Annotated in this window: 12 protein-coding genes; 10 read left to right on the top strand and 2 right to left on the bottom strand. The window is 36.1% G+C overall.

All coding sequences use genetic code 11. The annotated features are described in order from the left end of the window. Positions 1–597 (top strand): SafA/ExsA family spore coat assembly protein, encoded by a 597-nt coding sequence (safA, locus tag J5J03_RS07685; RefSeq protein ID WP_208588287.1) that lies wholly within the window; start codon positions 1–3, stop codon positions 595–597. A 193-nt stretch (positions 598–790) separates the two neighbouring features. Then, complete coding sequence (locus J5J03_RS07680) at positions 791–2,137, top strand: aspartate kinase (RefSeq protein ID WP_208588276.1); 1,347 nt, start codon at positions 791–793, stop codon at positions 2,135–2,137. Between the two features lie 19 nt (positions 2,138–2,156). Here J5J03_RS07680 and J5J03_RS07675 read toward each other — a convergent pair whose 3' ends face one another. Next, entirely contained in the window at positions 2,157–2,399 is a 243-nt protein-coding gene (locus J5J03_RS07675; RefSeq protein WP_208588274.1) for a DUF2627 family protein, read from the bottom strand. Between the two features lie 243 nt (positions 2,400–2,642). Between J5J03_RS07675 and J5J03_RS07670 the strand changes: the two genes are divergently transcribed. From J5J03_RS07670 to J5J03_RS07635, 8 genes are all read left to right on the top strand, one after another. Further along, positions 2,643–4,256, top strand: a complete 1,614-nt coding sequence (locus tag J5J03_RS07670; protein WP_208588272.1) for an AAA-type ATPase lid domain-containing protein — start codon at positions 2,643–2,645, stop codon at positions 4,254–4,256. Continuing rightward, positions 4,253–5,326: a butyrate kinase gene (gene buk, locus J5J03_RS07665; protein ID WP_208588255.1), complete on the top strand. Its 1,074-nt coding sequence runs from the start codon at positions 4,253–4,255 to the stop codon at positions 5,324–5,326. Before J5J03_RS07670 ends, buk begins: the two co-directional genes overlap by 4 nt. 17 nt (positions 5,327–5,343) lie before the next feature. Then, entirely contained in the window at positions 5,344–6,768 is a 1,425-nt protein-coding gene (lpdA, locus tag J5J03_RS07660) for a dihydrolipoyl dehydrogenase (RefSeq protein ID WP_208588253.1), read from the top strand. Further along, complete coding sequence (locus J5J03_RS07655; protein ID WP_208588251.1) at positions 6,761–7,762, top strand: thiamine pyrophosphate-dependent dehydrogenase E1 component subunit alpha; 1,002 nt, start codon at positions 6,761–6,763, stop codon at positions 7,760–7,762. Before lpdA ends, J5J03_RS07655 begins: the two co-directional genes overlap by 8 nt. Next, a complete protein-coding gene (locus J5J03_RS07650; RefSeq protein ID WP_208588249.1) occupies positions 7,762–8,745 on the top strand; it encodes an alpha-ketoacid dehydrogenase subunit beta in 984 nt (327 codons plus the stop codon). The genes J5J03_RS07655 and J5J03_RS07650 overlap by 1 nt, the downstream gene beginning before the upstream one ends. Before the next feature lie 12 nt (positions 8,746–8,757). Continuing rightward, on the top strand, positions 8,758–10,023 hold the full coding sequence (locus J5J03_RS07645; RefSeq protein WP_407927824.1) for a dihydrolipoamide acetyltransferase family protein: 1,266 nt from the start codon (positions 8,758–8,760) through the stop codon (positions 10,021–10,023). A gap of 257 nt (positions 10,024–10,280) precedes the next feature. Beyond that, the gene (locus J5J03_RS07640) at positions 10,281–10,571 is read left to right on the top strand and encodes a hypothetical protein (protein ID WP_208588247.1); all 291 of its coding nucleotides are present in this window, start codon (positions 10,281–10,283) and stop codon (positions 10,569–10,571) included. 56 nt (positions 10,572–10,627) lie between these two features. Continuing rightward, entirely contained in the window at positions 10,628–11,266 is a 639-nt protein-coding gene (locus J5J03_RS07635) for a trimeric intracellular cation channel family protein (RefSeq protein WP_208588245.1), read from the top strand. 5 nt (positions 11,267–11,271) lie between these two features. Here J5J03_RS07635 and J5J03_RS07630 read toward each other — a convergent pair whose 3' ends face one another. Beyond that, positions 11,272–11,946, bottom strand: coding sequence for a TerC family protein (locus tag J5J03_RS07630; RefSeq protein ID WP_208588241.1), 675 nt, complete (start codon positions 11,944–11,946; stop codon positions 11,272–11,274). Positions 11,947–12,004 lie beyond the last annotated feature (58 nt).

The following is a 12,004-nucleotide window of genomic DNA, read 5'->3' as shown; positions in this document are numbered from 1 at the left end:
ATGAAAAAATTATTGGTAATGTTCTCGTTATGTATGATTTTGTTTCCGGTTCAAACAATCTTTGCCGCAACTCATATCGTACAGCCTGGCGAAAGTCTATGGAAAATTTCAAAAAAGCATCAAATTGGTTTATCTGAAATTATAGAAGCAAATCAACAAATTGAAAATCCTGATTTAATTTATCCTAACCAGAAAGTAACTATCCCAACCAAGGATGAAATAAAGGCGATTGAGCATCAGGTTATTCAATATACCAATCAAGAGAGAGAAAAATATGGATTATCGCCACTAAGGCCGGACTGGCAATTGTCACGGGTTGCCCGTTATAAATCACAGGATATGCAGCAAAATAATTATTTCAGTCATCAAAGTCCAACGTATGGGTCTCCTTTCAATATGATGAGTGATTTTAATATTAACTATCGTTCGGCTGCAGAGAATATTGCGCAAGGACAGGAAACACCATATCAAGTCGTACAAGCTTGGATGAATTCAAGTGGTCATCGAGCAAATATTTTAAATGGTGAATATACACATATTGGTGTAGGGTATGTAAGGTCAGGGAATTATTGGACACAAATGTTTATTTCAAAATAATAAGATCCAATACCAATCTCTGTTTATATGATTTGATTTAAACCAAAATTTTAAGATGTCATTCATCTTATTCATATAAGCGGTTAATTACTCCAATATTTTCCCGTTTAGACACTACTTTTGTTTAACAATTCTGATAAAAGTGTGATAATATTTTTATTGGCATAAAAATAATTATTGGAGAGGTTAAAACATGAAAGTAGCTAAATTTGGAGGAAGTTCAGTAGCTAATGCTGAGCAATTACAGAAAGTAGCAAATATAATTCAAGATGATAAAGAACGTAAAGTAATCGTTGTATCCGCACCAGGAAAAAGATTTTCAGATGACATTAAAGTAACGGACTTACTTATTGAATTAGGGGAAGCATACTTTAACAAACAAGATTATCAAGGGAATTTACAAAATGTATTAGATCGCTTTCAAGAAATTACGAAAGAACTCAACATAACGGATCAAATTATCCATGAAATAAGAGATGGTGTTGAAGGAATTCTCGCTTCTGACGATAGTGTCGCATTAAAAATGGATGCACTAAAAGCTACAGGGGAAGACTCATTAGCAAAGGTTTTAAGCTTTTATTTGCAATCATTAGGACTTAAGGCAACCTATTTAAATCCTGGGGAAGCTGGTATATTGGTAAGCGACAATCCTGGTAGTGCGCAAATTTTAGATGAAAGTTATGATCGGTTGTATAAATTAAGAGAACGCGATGAAATAGTGGTTATTCCAGGATTCTTTGGTTACACAAAAGCTGGTAAATTAATTACATTTTCTCGTGGTGGTTCAGATATTACAGGTTCAATCGTTGCAGCAGGTGTGAAAGCAGATCTCTATGAAAACTTTACAGATGTTGATTCTGTTTATTGTGTAAACCCGACGATTGTTGAGAATCCAAAAGAAATCACTTCTTTAACATACAAAGAAATGCGAGAGCTTTCTTATGCTGGTTTTTCTGTCTTCCATGATGAGGCATTAATCCCTGCCTTTAAAGCAGATATTCCAGTTTGTATTAAAAATACGAACAACCCTCAAGGAATGGGTACGATCATTGTATCGAAAAAAGAACCGCAACCAAATCCTGTGGTAGGTATTGCTAGTGATACTGGATTTATTAGCATTTATGTAAGTAAATATCTAATGAACAGGGAATTAGGTTTTGGGCGAAAATTGTTAACTATTTTAGAAGATGAACATATCTCTTTTGAGCATACTCCTTCTGGAATAGATGATCTTTCGGTAATTATCCGTGAGTCAAGCCTTACAAAAGAAAAAGAAGAACGTGTAATTGCACGGATAAAAGACGAACTTGACCCGGATACCGTCAGTGTGGATCGAGATTTAGCTTTAATTATGGTTGTAGGTGAAGGAATGGATAGTACAGTAGGACTTGCTGATAAAGCAACACACGCCTTCACAAAAGCAAATGTCAATATTGAGATGATGAATCAAGGTTCTTCTGAAGTCTCCATGATGTTTGGGATAAAGGCAGATAAGGTAAATGAATCAGTTAAAGCATTGTATAACACTTTCTTTGAATAAACATAATAACAGGTATTCCTCATTGGGAATACCTGTTATTTTTTCCGCCTTTTATTAATTGACGTTTACGATCTCTGTGAAGAATAAATCCACCGATAAAATATAATCCTCCCGCGAAAAGACCTAGTCCCACAATAAACTGGATAATAATGTGCATAAATATATCTGTTAGCTCACCGAAAAATGCATCTCTCATTAATTTAATACCGTAAGTTGCTAATACAGCAGGTAAGGCTAATAGCAATAACGCAATAATTCTCAAAATACTCCCTCCTACCACACGCTAGTAATATGTTCATCACGTGCTAACGGCCGTAATCCCAGAATTTCCATATGCTATGTGGGAGATAATATAACGGACGATAAGTTTCGCTAACCATCAGTGGAGGTTAAATCCTCCACATTGTTAGACTATCACTTCATTATAGCAAATAACGACAATAAAAGAAATTATCTATCCTTGCAAAGTTTTGCAAGAAGTTTTATTATAAGAGTATGAAAAATAATGCAAGGTGTGATGAAAATAACTGCAAACATGTTGGATAGATATGACCATTTATTTCATAACTTACCAGTTGGCTTATTATTAGTAGATAAAAATGACAACATAAGTTATCTAAACAAGTCAGCTCAAGATATACTTTATTTGAATGGGGATATAAGCAATATTTCTATTAATGAATTACTTGAGAATGCTACTACAATTGACGTAAAGCAAATGCATGATCCTTTGGAAAAATGCGATGTCATCAAAAAAAATGGCAAACAAGTTGTGACGCGGTATAGCCCTTATTTAAGTGAGCAAGGAGAATTGCTTGGAGTTATCCTTCTGGTCGAACCTTTAACTAGATTCCATGAACGTGTCAGTCAATTAACGAATATTGATTTAGTTGAAGGAGTGTTGCGGGAGTTACGAAATAGCTATACAAAATTTCGTGTTGTACTTGTAGATCATAGTGAATGGTTAAGTAGTGATTGTTGGTGGAATGAATTACGAACAATCAGTCGACATGCTGACAAATGGGTACATAGATTGGCTGAAATAGCGATGAAAACTAGACGAGAAATCAGGGAAACATTTCAGGATAATAAGATTATGTCCAATCACATTGAGATAATTAGTAAGCCAATTCAAAGAAATGGGAAGTTAATCGGTTGTGTGCAGTTTTTAAATGCAGATAAGTTAATGGATAGCGAACAAGAACTGCAATTCGCAAAAAAAATCATAAGAAAGTTAGAAAAGACCTACCGAATAGACGATATTATTGGAAAATCGCCAGCAATCAATATTGCACGCGAACACGCCAAGCTATATGCAAAGATGAGAACTCCTATACTAATTAGAGGGGAAAAAGGAACTGGGAAATATATGCTGGCGAGAGTCATCCATGCATTGAGTGATAGGTATTCACACCCTTTTATAAGATGTAACTTTTCTGCATTAGCAAGTTCGAGCAATTTGAGCACTGAGTTGGAACGTGTATTGCAATCTGGAAGAAACGGAACAGTATATTTTTATATGGATGAAATAATCACAAAAGAAAAGCAAGAACAATTATTTGAATTTGTAAATAATACAGATGAATTGCGAGTGATTTTTGGAAGTTCACAGGCTTTACTTTCCGAACATTGGAAAAATTCTTTGTATGATATGATTCAACGTTACCAAATTACGTTGCCAGCATTAAGCGAAAGGCAGGAAGATATTTATTTGCTAGTAGATATGCTTTTAGCCAAACTTAACAGACAGTATCATACAAATATATCAAAAGTAGACAAGGAAGTTATTGAATATTGGAAAAAGTGTGAGTGGTCTGGTAATATTGCTCAATTAGAAAGGACACTAGAGAAATTGGTGTTGGAAGCTGATGTTTTTACAAATGTTATTACAAAAGAGCAATTGAAAAAAAATGATTTAAAAGAACCCCATCATGTACAGAGAGCTAGCTTTAATATGCCGTTACAGACTGCGATCGATCAGTTTGAAAAAGATTATATCTTATTAGCTTTACAACAGCAGGATTTTAATAAAACGAAAACAGCAAAGTCTTTAGGTGTTTCTGTTCGTAATTTATATTATAAGATGGATAAATATAATATTGATCGAGGTGCTCCATGACAAAAAAGATTTATCGCATTTTAGTTATCAATCCTTTGGTGGAAAGTACGAAAGTTGCACTATTTGAGAATGATGAGTGCTTATATGAACAGCTGGTCGTTTTAACCGATGTAAGTTTAGCTAAAGACATATTAGCGCAACGTAATGAAAGAAAGCAAAATATTATCGAGAGAATCCAATCTATTGGTATCGATATTTCAACAATTGATGCTGTTTGTGGGAGAGGTGGGTTACTACGCCCGATTGAAGGTGGTACTTATCAGGTGAATGAGCAAATGGTCGATGATCTAAATAACAGTATAAATGGTACCCATGTCTCTAACCTAGGTGCATTATTAGCTTATGACATAGCAACGGAATGGAATATCAATGCTTATATTGTCGATCCAGTTGTAGTGGATGAGATGTTGGAGATAGCTAAAAAAACAGGAGTACCTTCGATTGAACGGAAAAGCATTTTTCATGCTTTGAACCAGAAATCTGTTGGAAGATCGCTTGCTAATCAACTTCATGCAAGATATGAAGATCTTTGTTTAGTGATCGCTCATATGGGTGGTGGCATAACGGTTGGCGTACATCAATACGGACAGGTAATTGATGTTAATAATGGTTTTGATGGAGATGGTCCATTTTCATTTGAGCGTGCTGGTTCGATACCTAATAAAGATCTGATACAATTAAGTTTTGACTCAGGAATGTCAAAAGTAGCATTACAAGATCAGTTAATAAACAGAAGTGGAATCAAAGCATATTTGGATATTGAAAGAAGTGCTGATTTAAAAATATTATGGAGATCTCAACCTGAGAAAGTGAAGGAAGTATTTAATGTTTTAGCCTACCAGGTAGCAAAAGAAATAGGGAAGATGAGCACGGTTGTATCTGGCAATGTCAATGCAATTGCTCTAACAGGTGATCTAGCTGCATACGATTATCTCAATCAAAAAATTATCGAACAAGTAAGCTGGATTGCTGATACCTATGTATTTCCGGGTGAAAATGTGATGTTAGCTCTTGCGCAAGGTACGTTAAGAGTTTTACAGGGAAAAGAGAGAGTAAAGCAATACAATTAAAGGAAGGAATGGCTTATATGGCATTAAATTATGATCTTGTTATTCTTGGTGGTGGCACAGGTGGCTATGTTACAGCAATCCGAGCTGCTCAATTAGGTTTAACAACAGCAATTGTTGAAAAGGAAAAGCTTGGTGGAACCTGTTTACACAAAGGATGTATTCCCACGAAAGCTTTACTGAAAAGTGCTGCCGTTTATCAACAAGTAATAAATGCTGCTGATTTTGGAGTGGAAACGACAGCTCCAACATTTAATATTGACAAAGCAATGGAACGGAAGGGAAAGGTAATCAACGCTTTACATCAAGGTGTCGAACATTTAGTACACACTAATAAAATCGATGTATATGAGGGCTTTGGTCGTATATTAGGTCCTTCTATCTTTTCGCCAATTGCTGGGTCAATTTCTGTAGAATATGGAGATGAAAGAGAAAATGATATATTAGTATCTAAAAACGTAATTATCGCAACGGGGTCTTCACCAAGTATACTGCCTGATATGGAAATAGATCATAGGCATATCGTTACATCAGATGACTTAGTAGAAATGAGTGCATTACCAAAATCGATCATCATTGTAGGTGGCGGGGTTATTGGATTGGAATGGGCTTCTTTCTTACATGATGTGGGTGTAAAAGTAACAATAATGGAAGCACAAGATCAGATACTTTCGACTTTTGATCATGATATTGTGAAACAATTCAAACGAATATTAACAAAGAAAGGAATTACTATCCTTGAACAAGCCAAAATAGATCCTGGTTCATTTGAAATAGGGCCTGAAATACAAGTAAGATATCAACAAAAACATGAAATACATAATATATCAGCCGAAAAATTACTGATTGCAGTGGGAAGACAAGCAAATACTAAAAAAATTGGAATAGAAAACACAGACATCCAACTTGATCCAAAAGGGTTTATTGAGGTCAATGAACATTTTCAAACTAAAGAGAGCCACATTTATGCAATTGGTGATGTAAATGGAGGTAAACAGCTTGCACATGTTGCGACTTATGAAGGAAAGAAAGCAGTCGAACATATTGCGGGAATTAGAAGCAGCTCCATAAGTCAACAGGAAATTCCGTCATGTATTTACGGAAGTCCTGAAATAGCGATGGTTGGCTATACAGAAGCCGAAGTAAAACACAAAGGATATGACTATCGTGTCGAAAAAGTATCACTTCAGGCAATTGGAAAAGCGCATGTGAATGGTCATACAGAAGGTTTTACCAAAATAATTATAGATAAGCAAACAAATGATATTTTAGGTATCCACATGATTGGAGAGCAAGTAACAGAATTAATTGGACAAGCAAGTACTGCCAAATATTTCGATGGTTCGGCTTTAGAATTATCTGAGGTCGTCTATCCGCATCCATCTTTAAGTGAAATTATTGGAGAGGCTGCATTAGCAGTCGAGGGGAGGAAAATTCATGGTTAATCAAAATTATGCATTAGAAAACGATAAAGATACCTTACTGGCAATGTATCGTGAGATGTTATTAGCAAGAAGAATTGATGAAAGAATGTGGTTATTAAATCGTTCGGGAAGTATTCCGTTTGTTGTATCCTGTCAAGGGCAAGAAGTAATGCAGATTGCGGCGTCATTTGCCTTGAACAAAGAGCGGGACTACGTATTACCCTATTACCGTGATCTCGGTGTTGTCATCCATTTCGGTATGACTACAAGAGAAATATTTTTACAGGCGTATGCCAAAGGTGAAGATCCAAACTCAGGCGGTCGACAAATGCCAAGTCACTTTAGCCAGAAAAAGAACCGTATTGTTACTGGCTCTTCCCCTGTAACGACTCAAGTACCTCATGCTGCAGGTTTTGCCTTAGCTGCAAAAATGGAAAATAACCCTGCGGTATCGTTTGTCACTTTAGGGGAAGGCTCTTCGAATCAAGGTGACTTTCATGAAGGATTGAATTTTGCTGGTGTTCACAAATTACCTGTTATTTTTATGGTGGAAAATAACAAGTATGCCATTAGTGTACCTCTAAATAAACAAGTAGCATGTGAAAATATTTCGGACCGGGCTATTGGCTATGGGATAAAAGGAATTAAAGTCGATGGAAATGAAGCGATCGAAGTATATGAAGCAGTAAAAGAAGCACATGAACGTGCTTTAAATGGAGAAGGGGCTACATTGATTGAAGCCGTGTCCTATCGTTTAACACCTCATTCCAGTGATGATGATGACATGACTTATCGAACAAAAGATGAGGTAACGAACGAAAAATCAAAAGATGGTTTAGAACGTTTCAAAAACTTCTTGTTTGAAAAGGGATATCTTACTGAAACGATAAATGACGATTTAGAGTCGGAAATAAAAAAAGAAATAAATGATGCGACAGAATATGCTGAGGACGCACCGTATGCAGATGTTTCAACAATTAATAATTATGTCTATGGTGAAAAGGGGGATCACTAATGGCTGTTTTGACGTATATCCAGGCAGTTAATCAAGCATTAAAAGAAGAAATGGAACAAAATGAGAAAGTATTTGTTCTTGGTGAAGATGTGGGGAAAAGAGGTGGTGTTTTCCTAGCAACATCAGGTTTATATGATCAATTTGGAGAGAAACGAGTGATAGACACACCTCTTGCTGAATCTGCTATAGCAGGTGTTGGAATTGGAGCAGCGATGTATGGTATGCGTCCTGTTGCAGAAATGCAATTCGCTGATTTTATTATGCCTGCCGTTAATCAAATTATTTCTGAAGCTGCGCGTATTCGATATCGGTCTAATAATGATTGGAATTGTCCGATAACAATAAGAGCACCCTATGGTGGAGGAGTACACGGAGCACTTTATCACTCACAATCAATAGAAGCTATTTTTGCAAATCAGCCAGGGTTAAAAATTGTAATGCCTTCCTCTCCATATGATGTAAAGGGATTACTCAAAGCTGCTATTAGAGATGATGACCCAGTGTTATTCCTAGAACATAAAAGAGCTTATCGTCTTTTGAAAGAAGAGGTACCTGAAGAAGATTATACCGTGCCAATCGGTAAAGCAAACACCGTTCGTGAAGGTGATGATGTAACGGTGATTACGTATGGGTTATGTGTACATTTCACCAAACAAGCAGCAGAAAAGCTGGAGCAAGAAGGCATTAATACCGAGATTCTTGATTTACGAACGGTATATCCACTGGATCAACAAACGATTATTGACGCAGCTTCTAAAACAGGTAAAGTGTTATTAGTCACTGAAGATAATAAAGAAGGCAGTATAATAGGAGAGGTTTCTGCTATCATAAGTGAACATTGCTTGTTTGATTTGGATGCGCCGATTCATAGATTAGCGGGGCCAGAAGTACCTGCAATGCCATATGCACCACCATTAGAAAAAGAATTTATGATAAATGCTGAAAAGATTGAACAAGCTATTCGCGATTTAGCGGAATTTTAAGAAGGAGTGAGAATGTTGACGGTGCAACGTATTAATATGCCTCAGCTTGGCGAGAGCGTAACAGAAGGAACAGTTAGTACCTGGCTTGTCCAGGCTGGGGATTATGTCGAGAAATATGATGCAATCGCAGAAGTAATGACAGATAAGGTAAACGCAGAAGTGCCTTCGTCTTATTCTGGTGTTATTAAAGAATTGATTGCTGAAGAAGGAGAAACAATTGAAGTCGGTCAATTGATGTGCTACATCGAGGCAGAAGGTGAAGAGAGCGAGCAGGCATCCTCATCTCCTGCACCAGAATCAGATGATGAACCGTCGGTAGAACAAAATATGAAAGCCCGTTATTCTCCAGTAGTCATGCGGTTAGCAGGAGAGCATCAAATAGACTTAAGTACGGTAACCGGTTCAGGTAAAGGAGGCCGCATAACCAGAAAAGACATTGAAAAATTGATTGCAGGCGGACAAACAGAAACCATAAACAATGCTGAACCAGTGTCAACACAAGAGAGTCCGACAGAGCAGGAAGAAATGGAAGAATTTACTCCACCAATTATTCGTCGTAAACCTGTTCAAGCGAAACCTGGTGATCGTGAAATACCAGTGACAGGTCTAAGAAGAACAATTGCTCAAAATATGGTGAGGTCGAAAACGGAAATACCACATGCTTGGATGATGATTGAGGTTGATGTTACCAATCTGGTTTCATACCGAAATGCTGAGAAAGATAAATTTAAGGAAAATGAAGGGTACAACTTATCTTACTTTGCCTTTTTCTTAAATGCTGTGGCGAAGGCCTTGAAGAAATTCCCTGAACTAAATAGTTGCTGGGCAGGAGACAAAATAATTCAGCGTAATGAAATTAACCTGTCGATTGCAGTAGCTCACGGACACGAATTATATGTCCCAGTAATCAAAAACGTGGATGAGAAAAGTATTAAAGGTATAGCCAAAGAAATTGCTCAGCTCTCCAATAAAGCAAGAACGGGGACGTTAACGAAAGAGGATATGGAAGATGGGACATTCACGGTGAATAATACAGGATCATTCGGTTCTGTAGAATCAATGGGTGTTATTAACTATCCACAGTCAGCAATTTTACAAGTGGAATCCATTGTAAAACGCCCGGTCATTATTGACGATATGTTCGCGGCTCGTGATATGGTAAACCTATGTTTGTCATTAGATCATCGAGTTTTAGATGGTGTAATCTGTGGGGCGTTTATGTCGCATGTTAAAGCGATATTAGAGAATATATCGAGTGAGACAACACCAATTTATTAAAAATTGTAAAAAGTAGTTTCATTTTTTGTCTAAAAACATTATACTAAATAAAGTAAGGGAAACCTGTGATTGATATAGAGGTTTCCCTTTAGTTGTGTCACTATAAAGTGAGTGAAATTTTATGGAGAAAAACGGTGATACCAGATATTTTCTAGCAAAAAAATGCAATGGTTATTATCGAGTTAATTCAAGTTTCGCTAATAGATAATGATAATAATAATGCAGCAAAAAGCTAGATTGATATATGACATGGTCACATGATTCTATTAGTAATAGTTACCATATTGACATTATCGGTTGAAAAAATGATACTAATATTGTCAGTACTGGCATTGTTACTAATTGAAACGATTATTATCTGGAAAATGGGGAACAAATTAGAATTTTGGCATGATGCATTTTTTATCGTTTTGCAACACTTATTTATTTTTGCGAATAGCTTGGAAAGTATCAACCATTTTCCTAGTCTTTTGTTATTAACGATAACATCCATATTTGGTGTTATTATTCAAGGATTAGTGTTACAATGGTTTTTTGATAAGTTATAAGTTACTTGGTATAGAAGAAAACGTATATTTTCATCTACGAAAAGTGGGGGATAGCCATGTTTTTAATTGAAGCATTTGTTTATATTGGAACAATAGCGTTTGCTATTTCTGGATCTCTAATCGCCATCAAAAAAAATTTAGATATATTTGGTGTTATTTTATTAGGATTGACTACAGCATTAGCTGGTGGTGTTATCAGGGACTTGATGATCGGTAATATACCACCAACTAATCTAGCTGATCCGCAGTATTTTTTAGTTAGTTTACTAGCAAGCTTGGCAACCATATTATTTTATGACAAAATCGACAAATTTGAACATGGAATCACGTTCTCAGATGCGATTGGATTAGGTGTTTTTACGGCTGTAGGTGCCAATGCTGCCATTAGTCTTGATTATTCTCAGCCATTCCTTATTGTAGCAATGGGATTAGTAACAGGAATTGGCGGTGGTGTCTTACGAGATGTGTTTGTTCGAGAAATTCCATTCGTATTTCGTAAAGAAATATACGGGATTGCTTCGATTGCCGGTTCTATTGCATTAATCACCACATATGAATTGCTGTCACCAACGATTAGCTTATATATTTGTCTAACGGTGACCTTAACCATTCGTATCTTAGCCGTCAAATGGAAATGGAATGTCCCAGTTGTTCATAAAAAAGCACCAGTTAAGAAAGGAACGGTCAATTATTAAAAAATTTACTCAGTTTGTTTATTGGTAATATAACCGGAAACTATTACGCCGATCGTGACTATAACACTTAATAAAACAGTAATCAGTCCGGACTTCAATTGGAAAAACTGATAAACAAATGGCTCATGTACCAGCATATCAACACCAGTGTAAACTAAAATAGCTGATCCGATATACATGAGATAGGGGTAACGTTTTAGAAGATGAACTATAAATTTAGCTCCAAATATCATTAACGGAATACTCACGATAACACCCAACGCCAGTAATGTAACACTACCTTTGGAAGCACCTGCAATTGCTACAACATTGTCTAAACTCATGATGACATCCGCAAGAATAATGGTCATTACTGCTTTGTATAAAGAATGATGTGACGTGATTTCTTGTGCTTCCTCCTCTTTTATTAAAATCTTATAACCGATCCAAATTAATAAAATACCACCTATAAGGTAAATTAGTGGGAATTTCAGCAGATAAATAATTCCAGTCGCAAAGATAATTCTAAGGATAATAGCTCCAGCAACACCAATTAAAATAGCTTTGTTTTGATTCTTTTTATGGAGATTTTTTGTTGCCATCGCGATAACTAAAGCATTATCCCCTGATAATACTATATCAATTGAGATTATTTGTAATAAACTGATCCAATCGATTCCTTCAAACAATGATATATTCAATGCATTACTCTCCTCCCTTGTCGCTTTTAAATCCGATATCGTTTAACTATATGCTCGT

Source organism: Gracilibacillus suaedae (genome assembly GCF_017599345.1).
In the GTDB taxonomy this organism is placed as follows: domain Bacteria; phylum Bacillota; class Bacilli; order Bacillales; family Amphibacillaceae; genus Gracilibacillus; species Gracilibacillus suaedae.
The sequence above is the reverse complement of the archived record's forward strand: the minus strand, read 5'-3'. Positions and strand labels throughout refer to the sequence as shown.